Source organism: Micromonospora sp. HM5-17 (assembly GCF_003762835.1).
Classification (GTDB): Bacteria; Actinomycetota; Actinomycetes; order Mycobacteriales; family Micromonosporaceae; genus Plantactinospora.
This window is the reverse complement of sequence record NZ_RJWA01000003.1, coordinates 43365-68154: the sequence shown is the minus strand read 5'-3', so window position 1 is coordinate 68154 and position 24790 is coordinate 43365. Positions and strand designations below refer to the sequence as shown.

Annotated in this window: 25 protein-coding genes; 9 read left to right on the top strand and 16 right to left on the bottom strand. The window is 71.0% G+C overall.

Annotated features, from left to right (window positions below):
• Positions 1 to 54: 54 nt before the first annotated feature.
• Both EF879_RS09705 and mtfM read right to left on the bottom strand, forming a co-directional pair.
• Positions 55 to 648 (bottom strand): FABP family protein, encoded by a 594-nt coding sequence (locus EF879_RS09705; RefSeq protein WP_123557094.1) that lies wholly within the window; start codon positions 646 to 648, stop codon positions 55 to 57.
• Positions 649 to 769: 121 nt separating this feature from the next.
• Positions 770 to 874 carry a small membrane protein MtfM gene (mtfM, locus tag EF879_RS28610; RefSeq protein ID WP_278065698.1) on the bottom strand — a complete coding sequence of 35 codons (105 nt, stop codon included), beginning with the start codon at positions 872 to 874 and terminating at the stop codon, positions 770 to 772.
• Positions 875 to 899: 25 nt separating this feature from the next.
• Here mtfM and EF879_RS09700 point away from each other — a divergent pair, with 25 nt between their 5' ends.
• Positions 900 to 1262 (top strand): DsrE family protein, encoded by a 363-nt coding sequence (locus EF879_RS09700; RefSeq protein ID WP_123557092.1) that lies wholly within the window; start codon positions 900 to 902, stop codon positions 1260 to 1262.
• Positions 1263 to 1487: 225 nt separating this feature from the next.
• Positions 1488 to 1994 carry a peptidoglycan-binding protein gene (locus EF879_RS09695; RefSeq protein ID WP_123557090.1) on the top strand — a complete coding sequence of 169 codons (507 nt, stop codon included), beginning with the start codon at positions 1488 to 1490 and terminating at the stop codon, positions 1992 to 1994.
• A 102-nt stretch (positions 1995 to 2096) separates the two neighbouring features.
• On the opposite strand, the gene EF879_RS09690 is transcribed toward EF879_RS09695, so the two are convergent.
• Both EF879_RS09690 and EF879_RS09685 read right to left on the bottom strand, forming a co-directional pair.
• Entirely contained in the window at positions 2097 to 2972 is an 876-nt protein-coding gene (locus EF879_RS09690) for a hypothetical protein (protein WP_123557088.1), read from the bottom strand.
• Between the two features lie 317 nt (positions 2973 to 3289).
• On the bottom strand, positions 3290 to 3802 hold the full coding sequence (locus tag EF879_RS09685; RefSeq protein WP_123557085.1) for a winged helix-turn-helix domain-containing protein: 513 nt from the start codon (positions 3800 to 3802) through the stop codon (positions 3290 to 3292).
• A 297-nt stretch (positions 3803 to 4099) separates the two neighbouring features.
• Here EF879_RS09685 and EF879_RS09680 point away from each other — a divergent pair, with 297 nt between their 5' ends.
• On the top strand, positions 4100 to 8509 hold the full coding sequence (locus EF879_RS09680) for a S8 family serine peptidase (RefSeq protein ID WP_123557084.1): 4410 nt from the start codon (positions 4100 to 4102) through the stop codon (positions 8507 to 8509).
• A gap of 101 nt (positions 8510 to 8610) precedes the next feature.
• Here EF879_RS09680 and EF879_RS09675 read toward each other — a convergent pair whose 3' ends face one another.
• The gene (locus EF879_RS09675; protein WP_158624147.1) at positions 8611 to 11628 is read right to left on the bottom strand and encodes a DEAD/DEAH box helicase family protein; all 3018 of its coding nucleotides are present in this window, start codon (positions 11626 to 11628) and stop codon (positions 8611 to 8613) included.
• A 249-nt stretch (positions 11629 to 11877) separates the two neighbouring features.
• Between EF879_RS09675 and EF879_RS09670 the strand changes: the two genes are divergently transcribed.
• Both EF879_RS09670 and EF879_RS09665 read left to right on the top strand, forming a co-directional pair.
• Positions 11878 to 13377 carry a hypothetical protein gene (locus EF879_RS09670; RefSeq protein WP_123557080.1) on the top strand — a complete coding sequence of 500 codons (1500 nt, stop codon included), beginning with the start codon at positions 11878 to 11880 and terminating at the stop codon, positions 13375 to 13377.
• Between the two features lie 43 nt (positions 13378 to 13420).
• On the top strand, positions 13421 to 13924 hold the full coding sequence (locus tag EF879_RS09665) for a hypothetical protein (RefSeq protein ID WP_123557078.1): 504 nt from the start codon (positions 13421 to 13423) through the stop codon (positions 13922 to 13924).
• Between the two features lies 1 nt (position 13925).
• Here EF879_RS09665 and EF879_RS09660 read toward each other — a convergent pair whose 3' ends face one another.
• From EF879_RS09660 to EF879_RS09650, 4 genes are all read right to left on the bottom strand, one after another.
• A complete protein-coding gene (locus EF879_RS09660) occupies positions 13926 to 14714 on the bottom strand; it encodes a DUF2510 domain-containing protein (RefSeq protein ID WP_158624146.1) in 789 nt (262 codons plus the stop codon).
• 125 nt (positions 14715 to 14839) lie between these two features.
• Positions 14840 to 15565 carry a hypothetical protein gene (locus EF879_RS09655; protein ID WP_148086400.1) on the bottom strand — a complete coding sequence of 242 codons (726 nt, stop codon included), beginning with the start codon at positions 15563 to 15565 and terminating at the stop codon, positions 14840 to 14842.
• A gap of 38 nt (positions 15566 to 15603) precedes the next feature.
• Positions 15604 to 15852, bottom strand: a complete 249-nt coding sequence (locus EF879_RS26965; RefSeq protein WP_148086399.1) for a hypothetical protein — start codon at positions 15850 to 15852, stop codon at positions 15604 to 15606.
• 31 nt (positions 15853 to 15883) lie between these two features.
• Entirely contained in the window at positions 15884 to 16549 is a 666-nt protein-coding gene (locus tag EF879_RS09650; protein ID WP_123557072.1) for a TOPRIM nucleotidyl transferase/hydrolase domain-containing protein, read from the bottom strand.
• Positions 16550 to 16726: 177 nt separating this feature from the next.
• On the opposite strand from EF879_RS09650, the gene EF879_RS09645 reads away from it, so the two are divergent.
• A complete protein-coding gene (locus tag EF879_RS09645) occupies positions 16727 to 17152 on the top strand; it encodes an SgcJ/EcaC family oxidoreductase (protein ID WP_123557071.1) in 426 nt (141 codons plus the stop codon).
• A gap of 215 nt (positions 17153 to 17367) precedes the next feature.
• On the opposite strand, the gene EF879_RS09640 is transcribed toward EF879_RS09645, so the two are convergent.
• From EF879_RS09640 to EF879_RS09610, 7 genes are all read right to left on the bottom strand, one after another.
• On the bottom strand, positions 17368 to 19176 hold the full coding sequence (locus tag EF879_RS09640; RefSeq protein ID WP_305036050.1) for a tetratricopeptide repeat protein: 1809 nt from the start codon (positions 19174 to 19176) through the stop codon (positions 17368 to 17370).
• Positions 19177 to 19185: 9 nt separating this feature from the next.
• Positions 19186 to 19368 carry a hypothetical protein gene (locus tag EF879_RS09635; protein ID WP_148086398.1) on the bottom strand — a complete coding sequence of 61 codons (183 nt, stop codon included), beginning with the start codon at positions 19366 to 19368 and terminating at the stop codon, positions 19186 to 19188.
• Complete coding sequence (locus EF879_RS09630; RefSeq protein ID WP_148086397.1) at positions 19368 to 19853, bottom strand: hypothetical protein; 486 nt, start codon at positions 19851 to 19853, stop codon at positions 19368 to 19370. The genes EF879_RS09635 and EF879_RS09630 overlap by 1 nt, the downstream gene beginning before the upstream one ends.
• Before the next feature lie 176 nt (positions 19854 to 20029).
• Positions 20030 to 20458: a hypothetical protein gene (locus EF879_RS09625; protein ID WP_233604357.1), complete on the bottom strand. Its 429-nt coding sequence runs from the start codon at positions 20456 to 20458 to the stop codon at positions 20030 to 20032.
• On the bottom strand, positions 20433 to 21101 hold the full coding sequence (locus EF879_RS09620) for a hypothetical protein (RefSeq protein ID WP_123557063.1): 669 nt from the start codon (positions 21099 to 21101) through the stop codon (positions 20433 to 20435). Before EF879_RS09620 ends, EF879_RS09625 begins: the two co-directional genes overlap by 26 nt.
• Positions 21098 to 21361, bottom strand: a complete 264-nt coding sequence (locus EF879_RS26960) for a hypothetical protein (protein ID WP_148086396.1) — start codon at positions 21359 to 21361, stop codon at positions 21098 to 21100. The genes EF879_RS09620 and EF879_RS26960 overlap by 4 nt, the downstream gene beginning before the upstream one ends.
• Before the next feature lie 249 nt (positions 21362 to 21610).
• Complete coding sequence (locus tag EF879_RS09610; protein WP_123557059.1) at positions 21611 to 21856, bottom strand: winged helix-turn-helix domain-containing protein; 246 nt, start codon at positions 21854 to 21856, stop codon at positions 21611 to 21613.
• A 317-nt stretch (positions 21857 to 22173) separates the two neighbouring features.
• On the opposite strand from EF879_RS09610, the gene EF879_RS09605 reads away from it, so the two are divergent.
• From EF879_RS09605 to EF879_RS09595, 3 genes are read left to right on the top strand one after another with little or no spacing between them, the layout of a single operon-like run.
• Positions 22174 to 22506: a DivIVA domain-containing protein gene (locus EF879_RS09605; RefSeq protein WP_123557057.1), complete on the top strand. Its 333-nt coding sequence runs from the start codon at positions 22174 to 22176 to the stop codon at positions 22504 to 22506.
• Complete coding sequence (locus EF879_RS09600) at positions 22503 to 22814, top strand: hypothetical protein (RefSeq protein ID WP_233604356.1); 312 nt, start codon at positions 22503 to 22505, stop codon at positions 22812 to 22814. Before EF879_RS09605 ends, EF879_RS09600 begins: the two co-directional genes overlap by 4 nt.
• Positions 22804 to 24777 carry a hypothetical protein gene (locus EF879_RS09595; protein ID WP_123557054.1) on the top strand — a complete coding sequence of 658 codons (1974 nt, stop codon included), beginning with the start codon at positions 22804 to 22806 and terminating at the stop codon, positions 24775 to 24777. Before EF879_RS09600 ends, EF879_RS09595 begins: the two co-directional genes overlap by 11 nt.
• Positions 24778 to 24790 lie beyond the last annotated feature (13 nt).

Below are 24790 nucleotides of genomic sequence, written 5' to 3'. Positions count from 1 at the left end.
CTTATCGCTTTTTGTATAAGAAGGGGCCCTTCCTCACACCTCGGTGGTGAGCGGTCAGCCGCCGACCCGGATCAGCCGGGCCGAGAGGTGCGGCGAGAGCGGATGCCCCATCGCCGCGATGTCCTGGGCGTAGAGCAGGGCACCATCGACGATGCCGAAGAGTCGGTGCCCGGCGTTGACCTCCTTGGCCGTGGAGGTCCGCACCACCGCGTCGGTGACCAGCTCCACCTGGGTGCCGGTGATCTTGCCGAGGTAGAGCTCCATCACGCCGGTGGGGGTGGCGAGCAGCACCTCCAGCTCGCCGGTGGCCCTGCCCTCGTCGTTACAGACCGGACGCCACCAGCCGGTCTCTCGACCGGCCGGCCGGACCGGCTTGCTCTGCTCGTCAAGGATCCAGGCGCGGGACTCGTAGTAGAGGAACGGCCGCCCGTCGTGAGTGATCCGGATCTCCTGGGCGAAGTCGAAGTCCTCGATGGTGGGGAACCCGCCCCGCCCCCGCCCCCGCCACAGCCCGACGTACGGCAGCAGCGCGTTCAGCGTCGGGTGCAGCTTCGGACCGGTCCGCAGGTCGTACGTCTCCTCGTACGGGTACGGGTCGACCGGCGGCGCGTTCAGCCACGGCGGCGGTTGGATCGGAGTGTCGCTCACAACATCCCTTTCGTTCGTGACCGCGGGACTCGCCGAGGTCGCCGCCGCGATGCGGGTCGGCCCGGTCGTTGCGCGCGGGCACACCGACGTCGCGCCCGCCCGCTCGGCTCGCTCCTCGCGCTCACCAACGTCCTCTCGAAATTCGTACAGCCAGGTACACCAGGTAACCGGCGAGCGCGCCGAAGCCCGCGACCAGCAGGCTGACGAACCCAATCTCGGTAACCATGACAGGCTGATCCTATGCTGGCGGCATGGCTCGAACCCTGGTCGTCAAGGCCACCGCCGGCGCGGACGCACCGGAACGCTGCGCGCAGGCCTTCACCGTCGCCGCCACGGCGGCCGCCTCCGGCCTCGACGTGTCGCTCTGGCTGACCGGCGAGTCGAGCTGGTTCGCGTTGCCGGGCCGGGCCGAGGAGTTCGAGCTGCCGCACTCGGCGCCTCTGCCCGAACTGCTGCAGACGATCCTGTCGACCGGGCGTGTCACGCTCTGCACCCAGTGCGCGGCCCGGCGGAACATCACCGAGGCCGACGTCCTGCCCGGGGTACGGATCGCCGGGGCGGCGGTCTTCGTCGAGGAGGTCACGGCCGACGGCGTCCAGGCGCTCGTGTACTGAACCGGCGCGACCCCACCGACTCGGGGACCCCACCGGCTCGGGGACCCCACCGGCTCGGCCTCCCCACCGGCTCGGGGACCCCACCGGCTCGGCCTCCCCACCAGCTCGGCGGCCCCACCGGCGTACGCCGCCAACCCGGGTCTTCGACGTACGTCGAATGTCGTGGCCGAGCACCATCGACTCGCGTAAACGTTGTCGCAGTCGGATCATCTGAAAGGAGAGCCGATGCGCAACCGGACCGTACGAGTCTTCGCGCTGGCCACCGCGCTCGTGGTCGGCGGCACGGCGCTGTCGGCGCCGGCCGTCGCCGCGCCGAGCCACGGCTACGTCCAAGGCGCGGGTGCCGTCAACGACGACTGGGGGGACGAGGGGGAGTTCTCGAGGAGCGCGTACTCGATCGGGTGGGCTGTCGGGCTGTGGCAGACCGTCCTGTACGCGGACGGCTACCTCGAAATGGGCGACATCGACTGCCAGTTCGGGCCGAACACCGAGAAGGCGACCATGAGGTGGCAGCTGGATCACGGGGTGGGGGTCGACGGGCGGGCCGGCCCGCAGACGCTCAGCCGGGCAGACAACAAACTGGAGTACGTCAACAGCACCTGGGTGCGCTACCACGGCAACCGGTATGACGTCATACTCCTGCGGCATGAGTCGAATAACGGTCGCTACTCCTTCACGAACCGGGACGGCAACATAGTCCCCGCCAACTACAACGGAGCGAACTGCGCCTGACACCCGATCGTTCGCGGTACGCGACCGTGCCTGCGGGCGACGGAAGGCTCCGTGGCGGGTGTCCGGCGCCGGCAGCCGCCACCACGAGGAGCGGGGGCCGCGTCAGCTACAGCCGGAGGCGGTGACGGCGACCCGGGTCCGGCCGCTGTCGGTCTCCGCCACGACGCTGAGCCGGCCGGCCCGGTAGGCGTACACCTCGGGAGTGTCGACGATCACAACGGTCCCGGCCGGTCGGGGCAGCAGCGCGCCCGGCGGCCCGGTCGGGGTTCCCCGACCGCTTGAGCGCGCGGTCCGCGCGACACCGCCGCCGGGGCAGGGCGCGATGGTCAGACTGACCGGATCGGGATCGGAAACGCCGAGCGCGGCGAGCACCCGGAGTGGCTCGTTGTCGGTGGCATCCGGCGACGACGACGGGACCAGGCGGTCGGCGTGGGCGTCGCCGGCGGCAGGTCGGCAGCCGGTACCCACGGTGAAGCGCACCACTCCCGGCTCCGGCACGCTCCCCTTGACCGCGACGAACTCCCCGGCATCGGCCCGCAGGGTGTGTTGGGTGCCGTCGTCACCGTGCCAGACGTCGGCCCGGTACGCGGCGGGAAGCCGCTCCGCGATCCGGTCGAGCAGCGCCGGGGCGTCCGCCGCCGGGGTGCGGAAGGTGACCGCCGCGTCCAGTGCCGCGCCGTCACGGACCAGGGTGAGCCGGCACGTGGTCCGCAGCCGGCGCGGGCCGAGCTCGACGACCGGCTCCGGACCGGCCGCCGCGACCAGTTCGCCGACGGCCCGGTCGACGATCGGTGCCGCTTCGGCGATGTCACGCTGTTCCCGTACCGTCGGCTCGTCGCGCAGCGCGGAGAACACGGCGGCGACCACCAGCAGCACGACCCAGCCGGCGACGCCGAGGTACAGCAGTCGGCGCCGGGAGCGACTGGCCGAGGGATCTGGCCGGGGCGGCCAGACCGGTGCCGGGGCGTTCGTGGTCACGCCGCAATCGTGGCACGGTGCGGCAGGCCCGGAGCGGCGCCCCCGGCCGGAACGGCGCTGCGGGCCGGCCCAGGGTGGGATGTCCGTCACGACCCGGCCCCGCGCGGGCGGGGGCCCGAACGCCGGCCCGAGGGTCGGGTCGCCCGGCACCTGGGCACGGGCGGACGCCGACCGAGGTATGGGGGTGGGGCCGGTCGAGGCCCGGGGGTGGGGTGGCCGGGTGTGTGACCCGGGTCGGGGTCACGCGTGACCGACGAGAGCGGTCACCCCCGCCCGACCCACACCACCACCGGGTCGCGCGGCCCCACCCGGAGCCGTCACCCGTCTTTCGACGACTGACGGCCGGACGACCTCCGGTCGGTGCCCGGGGTCAGCCGGTAGCCGACACCGCGCACCGTCTGCACCTGTGGTCCACCCTCGACAGCCCGCAGCTTGCGGCGCAGCCGCTTCACGGCGGAGTGCAGGATGGCGGTGTCGCCGAGGTACGCGCCGCCCCAGACCGAGGCGAACAGCCTCTCGTACGTCCAGACCCCGAGCGGCGAGCTGGCCAGCCGGGCGAGCAGTTCCCGCTCCAGTCGGGTCAACGCGAGTGGTTCTCCACGCCAGGTGACCAGGTGACCGCTCGGGTCGACGGAGAGATCGCCAAGGCTCACCGGCCCCGGCTCCGACTCTGTCCCGTTGCCCGTCATTGGAAAGAGCATTGCCCGCAACTCGGACAGATCAGAACAGATCACAACGGTGCCGAAGTCATCCAGCCGTCGAACCACCCGTTCCCGCACCGCGACGTCCGCCGATACGCATACGACCAGTGGGACTTCTCCGTTCGCCACCGTACTCCTCCCCGTCGACAGTCGACCCAAGCCAAGCCCGTTTGGCCGGGCGAGTCAACAGCGATGCCAGCCGATGCGAGGCAGTTACCTGATAACTGACAGAAACACGACCGGTTACTGCCCAAATACTGCTCTACATCGGGCATTGATCACCACCTCGGTGGGCAAGAGCATTACTCCAGGCCGATGTGGGGAACGCTGTGCGTAGCAGCCCACACGTGCCCGCGGCGCCGGAGACCCCCGGCGCTGACGTCATTGCGCCCGAATCGATCGGGGCGCCGGGAAGTGGGAGGTTGCATGCCGCATCGACCAGGCCGCGACAGAGCTGGGCGCCCCAGACTCTGGCGAGCGTTCGCCGTCGGGGCCGCCGTGATCCTCGGCATCACCGCACAACCTGCGATCGCCACCGCCGCCGCTCCCGAGGCGGAGGTGAGCCGCGAGCTCCTCGCCGAACTGTCCACCAAGGGCACCACCACCTTCACGGTCTACCTGCGGGAACGGGCCCAGCTCAGCGCCGCAGCCCGGATCGCCGACCCCACCGCCCGGGTCACCGAGGTCTACCGGCGGCTCACCAGCACCGCCGAGCGCAGCCAGCGCGACCTACGGGCCGATCTGGACAAGCGCGGAGTGAAGTACACCGCGTACTGGATCGCCAACGTGCTGCGGGTAGAGGGCGACCGCGCCCTCGTCGACGCCATCGCGGCGCGGGACGATGTGGCGAGCATCGAGCCGAGCCGGACGTACAAACTGATCAAGCCCGTCGAGATGCGTGCCGAGACCGACGCCGAGACCGGCAACGCGCCCGACGAGGTCGAGTGGAACCTCACCAACATCGAGGCGCCCCGGGTCTGGTCCGAGTTCGGCACCCGCGGCGAGGGCATCGTCGTCGCCAACATCGACAGCGGCGTCCAGTTCGACCACCCGGCGCTGGTCAACTCCTACCGGGGCAACAACGGCGGGACGTTCGACCACAACTACAACTGGTTCGACCCGGCCGGGATCTGCGCCAGCCCCGAGCCGTGCGACAACAACGGCCACGGCACACACACCATGGGGACGATGGTCGGCGACGACGGCGCCGGCAACCAGATCGGGGTCGCCCCCGGCGCCCGCTGGATCGCCGCCAAGGGCTGCGAGGTGGACACCTGCACGGACGGCTCGCTGCTTGCCGCCGGCCAGTGGGTGATGGCCCCGACCGACCTCAACGGCAACAACCCCCGCCCGGACCTGCACGCCGACGTGGTGAACAACTCCTGGGGCGGCGGCCGCGGTGACGAGTGGTACAAGCAGACGATCCTGTCCTGGCGGGCGGCCGGCATCTTCCCGACCTTCTCCGCCGGCAACGACGGGCCGGGCTGCAACACCACCGAGAACCCCGGCGACTACCCGGACGCGTACGGGGTCGGCTCGTACGACGTCAACAACGTCATCTCCAGCTTCTCCGGCCGCGGCACGTCCAGCATCGACGATTCGATCAAGCCGAACATCTCGGCGCCCGGCAGCAACGTCCGGTCGAGCCTGCCCACCAACCGCTACGGCAACGGCAGCGGTACGTCGATGGCGGCACCGCACGTCTCCGGCACGGTCGCCCTGGTCTGGTCGGCGGCACCGGTGCTGAAGGGGAACATCGACGCCACCGAGCAGCTCCTCGACGACACCGCGACCGACGTCAACGACCTCTCCTGCGGCGGCACCGTCGACTTCAACAACACCTTCGGTGAGGGTCGGCTCAACGCGTACGAGGCGGTCAGCGCCGCCCCACGCGGCGACGGCGGCCAGGTCAGCGGTGTCGTCACCGACGCCGGTACCGGCGACCCGATCGCCGGCGCGCAGATCACCATCGGCACCCTCCGCACCGTGGCCAACCCGAACGGCCGCTACTCGCTGCTCGTTCCGGCCGGGGAGCAGGTGGTCACCGCCAGCGCGTACGGCTACGTCACCGGCACCGCGACGGTGACCGTCACCGAGGGCACCGCCGTGACCCAGGACTTCGCCCTCACCGCCGCGCCGATGGTCACCATCGCCGGCAAGGTCACCGATGGCTCCGGCCACGGCTGGCCGCTCTACGCGAAGATCACCGTACCCGGGCGGCCCGGTGGCCCGGTCTTCACCGACCCGATCACCGGCGCCTACTCGTTCACCGTTCCCGGCAACACCAGCTACCGGCTCGACACCACGGCCGTCTACCCCGGCTACCAGCCGGTCAGCACCGAGGTCGAGGTCGGTACCGCCAACAAGACCGTCAACATCGCGGTCAAGGTGGCGCCGGCCTGCACCGCGGCCGGATACCTCGCCGGAGCCAGTGACCCGCTGCTGTCCGAGAGCTTCGACGGCACGACGGCGCCGGAGGGCTGGTCGGTGGTCAACCGCACCGAGTCGGGCGGCTGGGTCTTCGACGACCCGAAGTCCCGGGGCAACCTGACCGGTGGCAGCGGCAACTTCGCGATCATCGACAGCGACGCGCTCGGTAGCGGGAACACCCAGGACACCGACCTGATCACACCCACCCTCGACCTCTCCGAGGTCAACGCGCCGCTGCTGCGCTTCAACAGCGACTGGCGGGCGGTGGGCACCACCGACACCGCGGACATCGACGTCTCGACCGACGACGGCGCCACCTGGACCAACGTCTGGCACCAGACCGCCAGCCGGCGCGGTCCCCGGGTCGAGGAGGTCCCGCTCGACGCGGCGGCCGGTGCGGCGAACGCCAAGATCCGGTTCCGCTTCACGGGCACCTTCGCCTGGTGGTGGCAGGTCGACAACGTCCAAATCGTCAACCGGCTCTGCACGCCGAAGCCGGGTGGCCTGGTCGCCGGCTTCACCACCGACGCCAACACCGGCAACCCGTTGAACGGGGTGACGGTGACCAGCGACGGTGCCACCGGCGAGCAGGCGGTCTCGGCGGCGACGCCGGACGACCCCGCCATCCCGGACGGCTTCTACTGGCTCTACTCCAGCCTCACCGGGGAGCAGTCGTTCACCGCCAGCCGCTCGCCGTACAAGGCGGTGACCCGGACCGTGAACGTCGCCGCCGACAACACCCGGCGGGCGAACTTCGCGCTCCGGGCGTCCCGGCTGACCGTCACCTCGACGGACATCGAGATGCACCAGCCGTACGGCAGCACCCGCACGGTCAAGGTGACGGTGACCAACACCGGCAACGCACCGGCCACCGTGGAGTTCCTGGAGCGGCAGGGCCAGTTCGAGCTCCTCTCCCACGAGGGCGCCGAGCTCGTCCAGCTGCCGGTGAAGGGGCTGAGCAAGGCCGCCAGCGGTGTCGCGTACGGTGGCGAGACCACCTCGGCCGCGGCGGCACCGGCGGTTGACGACGCCTGGACCCGGGTCGCGAACACCCCGGCGGCGATCTACGACAACTCGGCGGTGACGCTGAACGGAAAGGTCTACTCGATCGGTGGCGGCAGCGGCACCGGCAACGAGCGCAAGACCTGGATGTACGACCCGGCGATCAACACCTGGACCACCCTGCCGGACATGCCCACCGCCCGGTCGAAGCCGGCCGTGGGCGCGCTGAACGGCAAGATCTACGCGATCGGTGGGTGGGGCGCCGGATCGACGCCGCCGGCCACGGTCGACGTCTTCGACCCGGCGACCAACACCTGGAGCACCCTGGCCGACGTGACCAACCCGGCGCCCCGGGCAGCGGCCGGAGCGGCGGTGGCGGGCGGCAAGCTCTACATCGTCGGCGGCTGCGGTGACGGCGCCTGCAGCACCGACACCGCCGACGTGGTGGTCTTCGACCCGAAGACCAACGAGTTCAGCCGGGCGGCCAACTACCCGCAGGGCGTCTCCTGGCTGGCCTGCGGCGGCATCGGTGGCAAGGTCTACTGCGCCGGCGGCCTCGGCGCGACCGAGTTCCGGAACGGATACGTCTACGACCCGGCCGCCGACTCCTGGTCGCCACTGCCGGACATGCCGATCGACCTCTGGGGCGCGCAGTACGCCGCGGCCGGTGACAAGCTGGTGCTGGCCGGTGGTGCAACCGCGAACTCGACGGCGCTGACCAACCGCACGATCGCCTACGACCCGTCGACCGGAGCCTGGGTGAACCTGCCGAACGCGCAGTTCCCCCGCTACCGGGGCGCCGGCGTCTGCGGCGCGTACAAGGTCGGTGGCTCGCCGAGTTCGTTCGTCGGGTCCGCGGAGACCGAGTACCTCGGCGGACTGGAGAACTGCGAGGAGATGGGCGAGGCTTCCTGGCTCACCCCGAAGCCGGAGACCTTCACCCTGGCGGCTGGGGCGTCGAAGGTGGTCACGCTGACCCTGAGCGCGACCGCCGACGCCGGAGTCCTCCAGCCCGGCACCTACACCGCCGACCTGGCGCTGGTCTCCAACAGCCCGTACCCGGTCCCGTCGGTGAGCGTGGAGATGAACGTCTCCCCGCCGGGGAGCTGGGGCAAGCTGCAGGGGACGGTCATCGGTCGGACCTGCGGCGGCGACGAGGTGCCGCTCCGGGCGACGGTCCGGGTCAACCTGGTCGGCGACGCGGCCACCGGCTACACCCTGACCGCGGACGGCCAGGGCCGGTACGCCTGGTGGCTGCCGAGGGGCCGGTACGACGTGATCGTCGCCAAGGACGGCTGGGTGCCGCAGGTGAAGCGGCACCAGGTCCAGCCCGGACTGGTCAGCACGCTCGACTACGTCCTCGAACCGGCGACGCCGTGCCCGGCCCGCCTCGGCGGGATCTGACCGGCGAAACCTGACCGACGACACCACGCGGTGCCCGTCGCCCCGACCGGGGCGGCGGGCACCGTCGTGTCGCGCCGCCGGCGGGCGTCGCTCGCCCGGCGTCACCGTCCTGGGTTGTCGTGCAGTTCCAGGATCCGGTCCCGCAGCACCGGCACGGCGGCCAGTGGACGCACCGCGGTGGCCATGAGTCCGCGTACGGCGTCCAGACCGACGGCACGGGCGGCGTTGAGCTGTTCGGGAGCGACCGCGTCGACCAACCCGCGTACGATCTGGGCGAGCGGCTGGCCCCCGAGTTCGGCCAGCTCGGCCAGCTCGGCCCCGGTGAGCCGCTGGCGCAGCCGGCAGAGCCGGGCCGCGAGGGTGGCGATCTCGTCCGGTGTGGCGTCCAGCCGGGCGGCCCGACCCAGGAGGGTCCGCAGCGACAGCTCCCGTTCGGGGCACCGGTGCAGCGGGACCACCTCGTCGACGGCTCCCTCGGTGATGCCGACCGCGTCGACGACGACGAACCGCTCCTTGGCCAGGGCGTCCCCGGCGACCAGCCGGAACTCGGCGGGCGCGATGGCCCGGGCCACCCGGCCCTTCATCCGGGCCAGGCAGCCGGCGGTGCGAACCGGTCGGAGGATGACAAGACACTCCAACGCCGGTATATCCACGCCGGTGGCGAGCAGGTCGTCGGTGACGACGATCCGGGGGACGGGCTGGCTCCGGAACGCCTCGAACAGCTCGTCCGGGTCGTACCCGGCGTGACGCGAACCGTAGGTGAGCGCCACGGCGAAGGTGTCGTCCCGAGCAAAGATCTGCCGGAGCAGCGCCGCGACCTCGTCGGCGTGCACGGCGTCCCGGGCCAGGACCAGCGTCTTCGGCACCTCCCGCCGCCCCGGGAAGATCTCGGTGCCGAGCCGGTCCCGGAAGGTCTCCAGGACCAGCCGCAGTTCTCCGCCGGAGACCACCGGCCGGCCGGCCGGGGCGCCGAGGTACCCGAGGTCGCGCTCGACCTCCTGGTAGCGCTCGGCCCGGGTACGGCGCTCCCACCGCGGCACCACCGGACCGGCCTCGACCCGGAGGCCGGTCGGGGTCGCGGTGGCCCTGATCCGGTACAGGTCGAAGTCGACGGTGACCCCATCCGCGATCGCCTGTTCGTCGGGATACTCCGCGACGAGGTTCTCGTGGTGGAAGCCCAGGGTCTGCTGGACCGGCGCCGTGGTCAGTCCGACCGTGAACGCGTCGAAGTACTCCAGCACCCCGCGCCACGCGCCGTAGGTGGCCCGGTGGCAGTCGTCGACAATGATCACGTCGAACGTCTCCGGCGGCAGGTGCGGGTGGTAGGGCACCTCGACCGGGCTGTCCCGCGGATGGCTGTCGTGCGCCGGGTCGTCGTCGGCGTCCGGCAGCGGGGCGCCGTTCAGCGCCGCGTGCAGACGCGGCACGGTGGTGACGATCACCCGGGCGGAGCCGAGCATGGTCGCGCCGGAGAGCCGCTCGACGGGGTGGCGTCCCGCGAACGGGGCGGTGCCATCGTCCGGGATCCGGTAGTCGACGAACTCCTGGACCAGCCGGCGGGCCAGGTTGTCGCGGTCGACCAGGACGAGAACGCGGTGGGCCCCGGCGTGTTCGAGCAGCCGGTGACTGGCGACGATCACGGTGCGGGTCTTGCCGGCCCCGGCGGCGAGCTGGATCAGGGCGCGGGGTCGGTCGTCGGCCAGGGACCGGTCCAGGCCGCGTAGCGCCTCCACCTGGGCCGCCCGCAGGTCGCGCGCGCGGGGCGGTGGGAGCTGTCGCAGCCGCGCCCGGAGGGTCGGGGCCGTCGGGTTCTCGTCAGCCTCCCGCATCCACCGGGCCAACGTGGCCGGGCGGTGGAAGGCGGTGACGTCCCGGGGACGCGGGAACGGGGCCAGCCAGTTGACGAAGACCGTTTCGCCACCGGTCGACACGTAGCCGAAGGGAAGCGGGTGGTCGCGCCGCCACGCCGTTCGCCGCTGCTCGACGGTGAGCCGGTGTCGGTAGCGGTCGAGCCGGGCCGCCAGGGCGACCTCCGAGGCCACTCCGCTCGGCCGGGTTCCGACCCCGTCGTCCTCGCCGCCCGACGGTTCGACCTCGGCCCAGCCGGCCTCGACCACGCCGACCAGCGAGCCGTCCACATAGAGCAGGTAGTCGGCGTGGCCGGTGCACAGAGGGACGTTCCGGACGGCCACCCCCAGCCCGTCCGGGGGATGGCGGCGGTGCGGGTTCCGCACCACCCAGCCGGCCGCGGCGAGTCGCCGCTCCAGCTCGACCCGGGCCTGCGGCTCGTTGCCCGGCTCCGGTACCGTCCGGCGGAGCCGGGCCACGAACTCCTCCCGCCGGCCCGCCGAGATTCGGGCCGACGCCTGGCGCCCGACGTCCCGCCGGGCCGCCCAGACCTCCGGCTCCAGGCTGGCGAGCAGCGTGCCGACCGTCGCGCGAGCGGCGTCGGCCGCGGCGATCATCCGGTCCGCCTCGGCGGCCGCCCGCCGCTGGGCCGCGACGGCCGAGCCCGAGCCCGTCAGCCGCAGCCGGGTCGCCGCCAGCTCCGTCCGGTACCGGCGCAGCTCGGCGCGGAGCCGCTCACCGGCGCCCCGGCCGGTGCCCCGCACGGCGGGTCGGGGCACCACCCGGTGGACCGGAGGCTTCCGCGGCGACGCCGGCGGGTCGCAAAGCAGCTCCGGCGGCGGTGTCGGCGGAACGAAGCCGAGCGGGGCGCGGTCCCCGGTCAGCGCGCGGTGGAACCAGACGCCGAGGGTGAAGCAGTTCCGGAGGGCGTCCAGCGCGACGAGCGGCTCCTCGTCCGGGTCGTACCGTGTGCCGCCGATGTCCCGCAGTCGGGCGAAGGCGGCGAAGACGCGGGGCGTCAGCACGCCGTCGGCGCCGAGCGCCCGAAGCAGGTGGTGGAGGCTCCCGCCCTGCGGTACGACGGTGGTACGGCGGACCAGCTCGTCGGCGAGCACCTCGCCGAAGGACCGGGAACGGAGCAGCGACGCCCACGGGTTCGCGTAGACCAGCCACTCCGCCCCGGCGCCATACCAGAGCAGCAGCGGGTGCGCGGCCAGGAAGCCGAAGTTCGCGGACTGCGCCGCCAACAGCCGTACCTGTCGAGGATCCACGGGGTCCCACACTCCATCGCCGGGCGGCGGACAGGCCAGACTATCGGGACGCTCCGGACCCGTACTGTCGGCTAACGGATATCGGCGGTGCCGTACGTGCCAGACCGTCAGCGGACAGCGCGATGGGACAGGACTCCCCCGGTTTCGGACCCACTCCGTCAGGGCCATTGGCGTTAGAGTACGGACAAATCGGTGAGCGACGATAATGTCCCTGTTGCCCGCCCCGGCCCGCTCCGAAAGGCGGTGGCCATGATGGACAGACCAACCCAAGCCGCGCCCGCAGCGGACCTCACCGCCGTCCGCGTCGACCCGCTGGCCGTCGCGCTGGGCAACGCATCCCTGCTCGGCGCCGGGTACGTCCTGCTCCAGCGGTGGAGGCTCGCCCTCGGCAGCGGACTCGTCACGGTCGTACTCGTCGCCGTCCTCGCCTCGGCCGCGCCGTCGGTGTGGTTCGTGGTGGCCGTACTCCTGTGGTGGGCGGTGGTCACGGTACACGGCTGGTACCTGGCGCAGACCGGCCCGCGGTCGATGCAACCCCGCCGGATACGGGAGCAACGGCTCGCCGCGCTCGGCGTCACGGTACCGGTGCTGCTCGTCGTCGCCGTCCTCCGGTTCGACGCCGAACGCATCACCCACGACGTCGCCGAAGCCCGCCGCGACGGGGACTGCCCCCAGGCACTCGCCGCGCTGGCGAGACTGTCGGCCAGCCATCGCGTGGCGGCTCCCCTCGCTCCCCGTGGCGACGACACCGTCCGGGCGTGTGCCCTGTCGGCCAGGGCCGCTGCGGACCTCGACACGGGGCTGACCGGCGACCTCGAGGCCCTGGACGCCGGCTTCCGCGCTCTCTCCGCGGTCCTCGCCGAGACACCCGGCCACGAGAGAGTCGTCGACCGGGTCCTGGACGGGTTCATCGCCGGGCTGCCCAGCGGGGACGCCTGCCAGACCGCGGCGGTCACCGACTGGCTCGGCGGCCACCAGCGGTTCGACGGCGACGTGGCGAACCGGGTCGCCGATGTCGTTCTGCGGATCGCCCCGGCGGCGATCGTCGGTTGTGCTGACACGTACCGGGCGCAGGCGCTCGTCGCAGCCGACAAGGAGAGTCAGGTCGCAAACTGGCATCAGGCACGCGAGCGGTACCAGCACCTGCTCGACCAGTACCCCGACCATGAGCTCGCCGCGAAGGCCAGAGACAACGTCAGGCAGGCCACGCTGGCGATCGAGCTGGCGACCGTCCGCGACCTTCTGGACGACGCGTACGCTGACATGCTGCCCAGCTACTGCGACAAGCCCGCGCCGTACAGCGGCGCGGCCCCCTACCGACGCGGCAGGGTGAACCGCGCGCTGCTGTACGGGCCGGAGCTGGACGCAGAGCACAACAGCTACAACTACCGGCGCAGGCTGCCCTCCGGCTGGCTCGTCCGCGATGTCACCAAGGCCACCCTGGTGATCTGCGCCGGCAAGACCACGTTCGGCGCCCGGGTGAAGACCTGCCCGTACGAGAACAACTTTCTTCCCCAGGGCTACAGCTTCGTGACGTTTCGAAAGGTGACGATTCCGGTCCGCGTCTATGAGGTACGCACGGGAAAGCTCGTCAGGAGCGTCAAGGTGCACGTGCGCGGCGCCAGCTGTCCCCGGGTCCTGAAGTACGAGACGCTCGCCGATCTCGCCGACATCGGTCCGCCGTCGGAGGTGTACGTCAACCCGTCGACCTCCGACGTACGCGACGCCTTCGGGCCACTGTTCAGGTGACCTCAACCGCCGGCTATCCGACATCCCAGAGGTGGGACGACGAATGACGACGACGATGTATCCGACCGCGTGGCGTACCCGGATCGCGATGACCGCGTCCGGCGCGCTGTTCCTGTCACTCGCCACCGCCGGATGTGGCGGGTCGGACGACTCGCCCCAGGGCAGCCCGCCCAGCGCCGTCCCCGGTACGTCGCTCGGCGCCACGCCCGAGACCGGGCCGGCGACCGGGCTTCCGGGGACCGGGCTTCCGGAGGCCGCCGACGGGACGAACGTCCGCGCCTGCTACGACGGAAGCTGCGAGATCCTGGTGACCAGGCGGGTGACCATCCCACTCGACCCCAGGTTCGGCTTCACGACGTTTTCCTTCGACCCCGCCGACTCGACCTGGCGGTACACCGATCCGGAGGGCGGGAGCGGATCCCTGAAGCTTCTTGAACCCCCGTACTCGGGCGAGTTGACCGGGCCGAGCGCCACGCAGAGCCTCGCCGTGAGAGTGGTCGCCACCGAGGGGTCCACGGCGGTCATCGCGCTGCGCCCCGCGGACTAGCTCAGCAGGGCCCCGGCACCGCGGTCGAGGTCCTGCTCCGGCGCTGCTTCCGGCCCGTCAGTGGACACGCGACCGCCAGCAGGAGGTGACCGATGAGCACCACCAGGTAGCCGCTCTCCGTCTGCAGCATGACGGTGCCGTTGACCGGCGAACCGATCATCACCGCGAGGGCGCCGAGCATCACGGCGACGAAGACCAGCACCGGCCACCACGGCGGCCGGGCACGGTACGCCGGCACCAACGCCACCAGCAGAACCGACACCACCACGACCACCCAGATGGCCGCCGCGAGCAGCGGTGCGAGGCCGCCGGAGTAGAGCCGTCCCCAGCCGCTCATTCCCGTGTCGTAGGCCCTGAGCCAGGGGCCGAGTTCAAGGTAGCGGGTCGGCGCGTAGCTGAAGTCGCGGGGCGGGGTGTCCACCCCGGCGTACGGCAGCACGACGAACCCGAAGAGGAACAGCACCGCCGCGACGCCGAGAACCAGGCACCGGAACACGAGCGCCCCGACCGGCACCGGCGCGACCGGCGCGGATGCCGCGCCCGCCGGTACGGCTCCGCTGCCCGAACCGGGAGCGCCACCCGGCGCCGGGCCGGTGGCCGGTACGGACGGGAAGCCAGGGACCGCGCCGGTCTGCCCCGGCAGCGGGTCGAACACCGGCCGCTGCCGTACGTCAAGCGCCTGCGGCGTCCACTGTCGACCGTCGTACCACCGCGAGACGTACCGACCGGAGGGATCCGGGTACCAGCCGGGCGCCGTCCCGCCTACCGAGCCCTGCTCACCCACCTGCACAGAAGACAACCGTGCCACACGCCGACGGGACCCGGCCACCACCGGGATTGATCTGGTTCATCGGCCGGAGCCGGCTTGGCTGACGCCCCGGTGCCGACGGCCTGGTGCTGACGGTGAACCGCCCGCTAATACTGCATGACACAGTAGACGACGGTCGGGTGCGTGAATCGGTACCAGCGGTTCCACTGGTAGTCGCGGGTGCACTGCGCGTCGTTGGACGCCCCGGGGACGATGTCGATGATGTGCACCGTGCCCTTCGCCTTGCACTTCGGCGCGCCGACGACCCAGCCGTCTCCCTTCGGAAACTTGTAGCAGTAGAAGCGGACGAGGTGCAGCTCCAGGCACAGCCGATAACCGTCCACCGTGATGTACGGGGATTCGGGGTCGGCGCACTCGCCCTGGCTGTAGTCCACCGACACCACCCGATAGGTGCCCCGGGATCCGTTGCAGTTGCCGATTCCCAGGAAGTCCCCGTCCTCGCTGACGACGATGCACTGCCCGTTCTTTGCCGGTGGAGGTGGCGGAGTTGGCTCGGACGTCGAGTCGTCGTCCTCCGGCGGGAAGTCCGGGTCCTCGCCGAGGCCGGCGGGCGTCGACGTCCGCGTCGGGATCAGGGTGGGGCCGGTCGCGACGGAGTTCTGCGAACCGCTGGTCGCCCTCTTGGAGATGACCAGTGCCGCCGCCGCGACCACGCAGGTGCCGAGCAGGCACAGCGCCACCACCCCGGCGATGACACCGATGACGAGGGGTGTCTTCGACTTCGGCGGCGCTGATGGCGGCGCGGCCGCACCAGGTCCCGGTGGTGTCATCCCGGGGCTGCCGGGCATGTCCGGCGGCGGAGGCAGCGTCACCAAACGAGTGTCACATGGATCGCGCGGCGTCGGCCAGATCACCATCCGGGCGGGCGGCGGGCGCCCCCGACGCCGGGATCGCGCCTGTCGTGAGCTGCCGAATCCGCTGCCGCAGCGCCTCGGTCGCACTCCGGCGACTGCGGGTCGCCCCGCTCACGGCGCCACCGGGCGAACGCGAGGTCCAGTTGCGCGGCGTGCAGCCGTCGGATCCGGACGTACGCCGAGGAATCGCCGCGCAGCAGCGCCTGTACCCCCATCCGGAACCGCAGCGGCGGATTCGTCAGCACCGGTACCTCGGCCGGGATGGCGCGCGGTGGGTCAGACGGCGCTGAGCAGCGCGTCGATCGGCCGGGGCAGGGTGTTCCGGCCGATCGACGCCTCGACGAGCAGCCGCGCGTAGCGCAGCTTGCGCCGCGAGCCGCTGCCCATGAACCGCCGCAACTGCGCCTCGGGCTGCTGGCCGCGCCACGCGGGTTGGCGCTGCAACGTACGGAACGACCCGAGGTCGCCCTGCGTGGCCAGGACCGCTTCGACGCCCGCGATTCCCACCGCGCGGATCAGCTCGTCTTCCAGATCCCTGACGCAGACGAAAAACCCGAGGTCCGCCAGCTCGGCGTGGGTGCGTGGGGAACCGACGCCAGCCGCGACCAGCCCGCGCCGGAACAGCTCCGCCTCGTGCAGGTCGCACAGACCGGCGAGCCGCACCCGGGCGCCGAGCGAACCCATCCGGGTCAGGAAGCGGCCGATGGCGTGCGCGCCACCGATCGGTACGATCACCACCCGCTCCGCCGCGAGATCCCGGCCCCGGCAGGCGGCGGCGGTCTCCAGGGCGATCTGGTCGCTGATGCCCTCGACGAGCACCACGGTCGCGGCGTTGTCGAGCTTCGCCAGTGCGCGGGTCATCGCCCGGGTCGAGGCGTCGATGCCGCTGTCATAGCCGGCGAGCACCCGGCGGGCAAGCTCACGGCGTTCCGCGACGTTCATGCTGCTCCCCTGGTCAGGTGGTCGGGCCGGTCGGTGGCGACCATCAGCGCCCATCGTCGGCGACGCGCCGGGCGGTTGGCCAGCGGTTAAGGCCCGGTCCGGCCGCCGGTCGGCTGAGTAAGACCTCCATCACACCGCCATCGATCTCAAGTATGGTTGAGGATGCATCATGTCGTCATGACAACAACGACAGCGACACCCGACCGGCAAGCGGAGATCGACGCGATCAAACACGTCGTCGCCGTCCTGGAACACGCGCAGCGCAACGAACTGGTCGACGAGTTCGTCTCGCTGTTCCGCGAGGACGCCATCTGGACCACCGGGGCCGGCAGGCTCCTCGTCGGCCGAGACGCGATCGCCGAGTTCACCAAGCAGGTTCTGCCCGGCGCGATGAAGGGCCTCGTCCCGTCGTACGAGGTGGTGCACGTGCTCTTCATCCGGCCGGACGTGGCCGCGGTGAAGGTCCGCCAGCGCTACTTCTCCCCGGAGGGTGAGCTGGTGACCGAGGAGGGCGAGGGCACCCCGATGTACGTGATGTCCAAGGAGGACGGTCAGTGGCGGCTGACCGCCAACCAGAACACCCACGTGGCGGCCGGCGCATGAGGCGGCCGTCGTGTCCCTGGCGCTTCGAACCGGCTGCGGCACCGCTGGTGCTCGCCCGAGGACCGGGGCAGGGGCAGGGGCAGGGCGTTCCTGGCTGTCGCACTGCCGACGCAAGATTGATCTAGCTGGGCGCGTGGGGCGACGTGCGGTTCGGGGGTGCACGTAGTCCTATGCGCCCAGCCGACACTCATAACCACCGGGCCTAGATCTAGTAGCTAGCCATCCATAGCCTCTGGCGACGGCTCGTCCATCCACTGGCGAACCCCCTCCGCACTCGCCGTATCACCGGCGTCCGCGAATGCCTGGACGGCCTGGTTCCACAACTCACGAGCCTTGTCTAACCGGCCCAGCCCGAGCAGGACGACACCGAGGTAGGCCAACGCCGCGCCTTCGTGGTATCGGTCATCAAGCTCACGGTAGATTTTGACAGCCTCAAGGTGAGCGGTACTCGCCCTGTCAAACCGACGCACTCCGATCAGAGCGACACCGAGATTGTTCAGCGCCGTACCTTCGCCGTGCCGATCCCCGAGCTCACGACAAATCTTTAGGTCGCGAGTATGGACGGTAATCGCCTTGTCAAACCGACGCATCCCGGCCAGAGCGACACCGAGATTGTTCAGCGCTGCACTTTCGCCGCGCCGATCCCCGAGCTCACAGTAGATCTCAGCAGCCTCAATGTGGGCGGCAATCGCCTCGTCAACCCGACCCACCTGACGCAGGGCAGAGCCGAGATGGTTCAACGCCCGTCCTACGCGGTGTCGGTCGCCGGCCTGCCGGTAGATGTCGGCGGCGAGGGTGGTTATGGTGATCAAGTCATCGAAATAGCGGCGAAAGTCGAGATAGTCGGCGATGGTAAACGCGAGGTCGGTACTGGTGGTGCAGGCGGAGATCAGGTTGGCGTGTTCGGTGTCGAGCCAGGCCAGGGCTCCTTCGCGGGTCTCGAAGACAGTGGTGTCGGTCTTAACGGTCGGGTCCAGGTGGGTAATCGCGGCGTAGGCGGTGTCCTGGTAGTAGGTGGACAGCCGCTGCCGGGTGGCGTCTGCCTCGTCCGGGGTGTCGGCTGGTTGGCTGGCGGCGTATAGGCGGATGAGGTCGTGCATGCGCCACCGGTCGGTGGCGGGTTCGTCGATGAGGTGGGCTCGGTGCAGGTCCTGCAGCAGGATGGTGGCCTCGTCGGCGGGTAGGTCGGCGAGCCGGGCAGCGGCGGTGGTACCGATGTCCGGGCCGGGGTTGATCGGCAGCAGTCGGAACATTCGAGCCTGTTGCGGGGTCAGGTGTCGGTAAGACAGGTCGAACGCGGCCCGCACGGCGAGTTCGCCGGTGGTCTCCCGTCGGACGAGTCGATCGAGTCGGTGGCGGGTGTCGCGGAGCAGGGTGGCCAGTGCGGCAGGTTGTGGGCGGTCGGCCAGCAACGCGGCGACGATCCGCAACGCCAACGGCAGGCCGGCGCACAGGTTGACCAGGTCCGCGATTGCCGCTCGGTGGTCCGGGGCACCCATCCGGGTGTCGTCGCCACGGCGCAGCGCGACGACCTTGGTGATCAGGTCGATGGCCGCATCGGTGTCGAGATAGTTGAGATCGTGCAGGCGGGCGTCGATGTCCAGGGTGTGCCGGGAGGTGATCAGGACCGGGATGTCGGCATCGGCGGGCAGCAGCGGAGTGACCTGGGTGGTGTCGGCGGCGTTGTCGATGATCAGCAGCAGGCGGCGGCCCTGCCGGACGTACGCGGTCAGGACGCTGCGCCACAGCCGAGCCCGATCCTGCTCGCCGGCTGGGATGTGCTCGCCCGGGATGCCGATGGCCTGCAACCAGCCGAGCAGGGCGTCGGCGGCGGACAGCCGCCGGTCGGAGTCGTAGCCGAACAGGTCGACGAACAGCACCCCACCGGGAAACCAGCCCGGCGTCCGCAAGGCACGACTGGCGGCCTGTAGCACCAGTTCGGTCTTGCCGATCCCGGCCATGCCGGCCACCGCCGACACCAGCACCGCCCCGCCCTCGCCCTCTGGCGCCAGTCCTTTGAGCAGCGCCTCGACCTAGTCGTCACGGCCGGTGAACACCCTCGCCGGGGCGGGCATGCCGGTCATCGCCGGGGTGACCTCGGCCGGCAACATCACCTGGATATCCCGGCCTTGGATTACCGCCCCGAAGAACACTCCATCCGTGATGCGGTTCGACGTCTGGCCCGACCCCGCCGGCCCCGAGCTCCGGTCGGTCATCAACATCTACTCCTTTTCCTGGTGCCCAACCGTTCACCGGCCTGTCCGGCTGCCGGCAGGTGCAACCCGCGCACGTCGCGGCCCTGGATCACCAGGTTGTGGAACTGTCCACCCTCGATCCGGTTCGACACCGATCCCGGCTCGGCGCTCGCCGTCCGGGTTGCCGCATCCGGCGCGGCAGCCGGGCCGGTATTCACCTGCTCCACGTCGCGGGCCTGCACCACCGGGCCGGCGAGCCGCCCGCCCCGGATTGTGTTGGTTACCTCGCCCCCAATAGACGGTGCCGATCCGGTGACCGCCCGGCGGGTCCACAGCGCGCTGTAGATGGCCACTCCCAAACCCGCGAGGTTCAAGAACGCCCCGAACACACCGGCCCACCGATCAGCGTCCTCCAACCCGGCCCTGAGAAACAGGACGCCTATCCCGGCCGAGATCACGCCACCGGCGACGCCCACCAGCCACCATTTGCCACCACGCACGGTCACCGGGCCATTATCGACGGGCATCGCAACCTCTGGTGTCCGCCAACGGCGTCCAATATTGGAGTGCGCGTGGCCAGGGGGAACGCTCGCGGCCCTACAGCGGCGCGACGCGCAAGCCCATCATGTGCGCAGGATTACGCGCCGCACGGCGTCGACCCGCGCACATCAGCAGGCGTCTCCTACAGGCGGCCCACGAGCTGGACGGCCTCCTCCAGGACATCGTCAAGGTCGTCGTCAGACACGTCCTCCGCACCGAGCACGTGCATGATGGTCAGCGTCTGGATGCGACCAATCATCTCCGACTCGACGTCATGGTCCAGCGCCGGATCAAGAGCTGACTTGATCAGGGTCTCAGCAGCGTTCGCGTCGATAACGGCCGGATCAACTGGAGCCTTGGCACGCATCTCAGCAACGAACTGCACGATCTCAGCCGCGCTCGCGTCGTCACCGAACTGGCGGTCGACAGCCAGGAAGAACACCGCGCCGAGTAGCTTGGGAAAGTCATCCCAGCCCTTCTCATCCAGCTGAGCCTCGATGCGGCTGTTCGCGTCAAGATCACCTTTGATCATGGTACGGAGGTAATCAACCATCTCCGGCTTGATCTCCATGCAGCTTCCTCTCCCGCCTTCTCCTGATCATGTTCAGCGTTCCCTTGACGCCAACGACTCCCGCACCGATCGCCACGACAACCGCCGTGACCGGGTGCTCCGCCTGCAACCGTTCAACCGGCTGGCTGTGACTTCTTGGCGTCGCCGTGGTGGTCTGCGTTGGTCCCCGCTGGTCTCGAATCATCTCCAGCAGGCCCTTGACGCCCGTGGTGACGGCCTCCTCGCCCTGTTTGAGTGCGTCCTCGCGGTCCGCAGCCTTCTTGATCTCCCTCCTCAGGAAGGCTTCGGCCTTCCTCGCCCGCCGCTCCGTCTCGGTCACGAGACGTTCACCATCGGGCATGGCTTCGGGCCGCGACACGTCGGCCGGCATCGCACCCGGCGCGATGACGTTGACGTAGTTGGCGAGGTGCCGACGGGCATCGTCGATCAGACGCGCCACCTTGGCCGACTTCTCACTGGCGGTACGAGCCTCCGCGATCGCTTGCTGGATCTCGGACCGGCCACCGCCTTGGCCGGCCTCCTTGTATCTGGCGTGCCCACGATCCGCATCAACCTGCGCGCGGCCGATGGTGACGACCGCCGCCGCGAGACGAGTGTCCACAGCGATCAGTTGGGCGACCACCTCGCCGACGCTGACCGTCATCCGAGTCGAGCCAGATAGGTATCGGCACGCTCCTTCGCGGCAGCAAACCGGCGGAGGGTCAACTTGGCCTCGCGTTCAGCCGCGGCGAGGCTCGCAAGAGCCTTCACTATTTCCGGATGCTGGCTGTTGTGCAGCGTCTGCGCGGCGAGAGCACTGGTCTCGGCCACTTCGGCAGCGGCTCCTTCCAAAATTTGGAGGCCACTCTCTACGGCCTGGGTACCGTCCCTGACGGTTGCTTTCAGCTCCTCGATACTCGCCACGCCGTCCTCCCCCAGATCGCGGCCAAGCGGTAAGCGACGCGAGCAGTCAGAACCAGAAAGCCGCTGAGCCTCGATCCGCGTAACCGAGAGAACACTATCGAACGCACTGTCCTCGATGTAGCGGACGGAGTCCGGGCGCGCCAGCGCCACGCCACCGGCCGGCGTTCACGGCATCAGGCAGGGCGCGCCGGTGGGTTGCCTGATGATGCTGCGGGTTCAGCTCGCGGACCGACGTCCCGGCACCCATCCCTACGTCCCAGGCTTACGCAGCCAGGTTGACGGGTCGGTGATGAAGACGCCCTTGCCCTGGTGTCGCCTGATGGCCTCGATCGCCTCCAACCGAACGAAGACGAGCTGGATGGTGGACGAGCTGACGTTGTACTCCTGACACAGCTCGGCAATCGACGGCAGCTTGTCGCCTGGCTTGTACTTCCCGGCTCTGACGGCAGAAATGATCTCGTCAGAGATCCGGATGTAGTCCGGGGTCGCTGGCATGGCACTCCTCGTGTGGCACCTCCGATTCGATCACGGCAGCAGGAACATTGACAAGAAAAAGCCATCTCTCTTGTCTTCCTTGGCTTCAATGCCTAAGTTGGAGCGAGAGCACTCCTCGTGTGGCAGCTGGGAGGGCTCGATCCCCCGGTCGGGGCGGGCAACATGCGGTGAAAGGGGGTCGCCCGTCCCGGCCGCTCGCAGGCAGCCCTGTGGTCGTACCCGCCGCCAGGCTGCGATCGCAGGGCGGGCGGTCCGGCTCGCGTACCCCCCGGACGAGCGCCGGACCGCCCATCAACCTCGTCGGAAGGTGCTCTCCCATGCGCAGACTGCTCAGACTCTTCCGGGTCAGCCCACCGCCGGCCCGCGCGGTCCCGATCCGCGCGGTCCCGATCCGCCGGCCGAACGCGAGCGCCGGCTACTACTGGTCGGCGGCCCGCCCGCCGATCAGCGGGGCCCAGGTACGCCACCGGCAGTTCAACCTCGCTCGACGCGGGCTCGACCCGGCCGAGGTACGGGCCTTCCTCAACCAGGTCGCCAACGAGCTGGTGGCGCTGCGCGCCGAGCTGGCGCGTACGCATGACGAGAACGTACGGATCAAGAACGCGCTGCGCGACTGGCAGTCCCAGGTCGGCTCCCGGATGATGGCATGACCCGCCAGCGGTACGTCATCCACCTGACCGTGACCAGCCGCGACCTCGACTCGGCGCGCTCGCTGGCCCGCAACCTCACCCGGTCGCTGCACTTCCTGCCCGAGCTGTCGGCCGGCGAGACGACCGTCTCCGCGGAGGACAACCAGCTCAGCCAGCATCGGGTCTTCTGCGACCGCCGGCTCGACGGTGGTCGGCGCTGCCCGTTGTCCGCCGACCACCTCGGCGCCTGCTTCCGGACCAGCGCGCCCGGCGACGTATTCGCCGACGCGGCGACCGACGACACGGTGACGGCGGACGATGCCGACTGACCCGCGCCTGGTCGCGCCCACCGTCACCTGCGCCCGCTGCTCCGGTACGACCTTCGCCGCCGCGTGCCGGGAGTGCCACGGGTACGGCCGACGCCGCGCCCAACTGGTGCTGACCGTCGCCAACCTCGACACCGGGGCGGTCGCCTCGGCGAACATCGTGCCCGGGTCGGTGCCGCCCACCGTCGTACCCGGCGGTGGGTGGCGGATCGCGCTCGGTCCGATCCTGACCGACCTGGCCGCCCGGGTTGGCGCGGCGCCGGAGACGCTACGCGAGGTCTTCACCCCGGAACGGCCGCCCGACCCGGACGGCGAGCTCAGCGTGCCCCTGCCGTACGACTGGCAGCCGGAGCTGCCCCTGGCCGACCGGCACCGGATCGAGGCGACCGCGCTGGCCACCCGGTCGTACGCGCCCTGGCTGGTCTTCCTGGGTCGCGCCACCGTCGCCCGGCCGGTCAACTGCCTCGACCGGCTGTGTCGGCTCGCCGAACGGCTCTGCCTCGACCTGGTCGTCGAGGCTCGCGGCACCACCGCGACCGAGCTGACCTGGGACATTCGCTTCGAGACCAGCGGCGCGGCGGTGCCGGACCGGCCGCACGGTGCGCATCCGGATCTGCCGACCGCGGTCCGGCACACCACCGTCGCGGACGCCTTCCACGACTTCGCGAACCGGTGCCGTACCGCCCCGGCGCGCTTCCTCCGCCCCCGGCCACCCGAACCCGCGCCGATCGACGCCGAGCCCACCGACCTCGACCAGCTCGAACGGCGCGTCATCCGCGACTGCCTGGCCGGCGACTCGGCTGGCGACACGGCGCACGCCGACCGCACTGGGGACGACGACCGCACGGCGAACGACGGCCGCGCGGGTGGCGGCGCCCAGGCGATCTGGCGGGACGGGCGCTGGTGGCACACCCGGCTGCGCGCCGGGCACCCTGACCTTCACCTGCGCACCCTCGACACCGGACAGGTCGCCCGCCGGCCCGGCGTACCGCTGCTCCGCGCCTGGGAGCCACCAACACCGAGCTGGTTCGGTGACCCGATCCCCTGTCTCGACTGCGCCGCCTGCGGCGGCGGTGGCGGCGGGTGGCCGCTCGCCTGCCCCGGCTGCGGCGGGACCGGCCGGATCTACCGGGGCCTGGTGCTCACCGTCACCGACCTCGCCGGCCGGGTCGTGCACCTCAACTGGCGGATGGACGACGACCCCGGGCCGACGGCGGTGGTCGCCACCCAGCCCGCCGGCCAGCCGGTGGTCCAGCTCGCCGAGCGACACCGGCTCCGCGCCTGGGCCGGCGTGTTCGGGGTACGCCCCGACGAGCTGGTCGACCCGGAGACCGGGCACGTCCTCCCCCAGGACCTGCTGGACGGCCTCGTGACGCTCGACCGCCGCCCCGACCCCGGCACCGCGGACGGCGGGCCCACTGAAAAACAGGCTGGCCGCCGATCGGACGGCGGCCCCGCCGCGGTCGGATCGGATAGCGGGGCGCTCGCCGCGTACCTGGCCTCGGTCGGCCGGGGCCGGCCCGCCGGGCGTGTCGTCGTCGCCGCCGTCGCCCGGGATGCCCCACCGCTGGCCGACGTCGTCCGGCTCGCCCACGGCCTCGGCCTGGCGGCTGAGGTCACCATCGCCGATCATCGGCGCAACGCCGGTGATCCCCGGCTGGTCCAGGGGGTGCGCTGGCAGGTCGAGGTCGTCGATCCGGACGCGCCGCTCGGCCCGGCCCGTGCCCCGCTCTGGCGGAGTCTGCCCGAGGCGATCGACCACTGCCTCAAGTATCTGGGGCCGGCGCTGCTGGCGACCGTACCGCCGGAACCGGACCGTTCGCTCCGGGTGCCGCAACAGCCGGTGCCGCCGACCGATACCCCCGATCCCGTCGATCACCTGCGGCGGCTCGGCGCCCGGCATCCCGGCGAGCCGGTCCTCGCCCGGTTCGACCCGTGCCGCCGCCGGCGCCGGGCCGCCGAGTGACCACCGGGAAGAG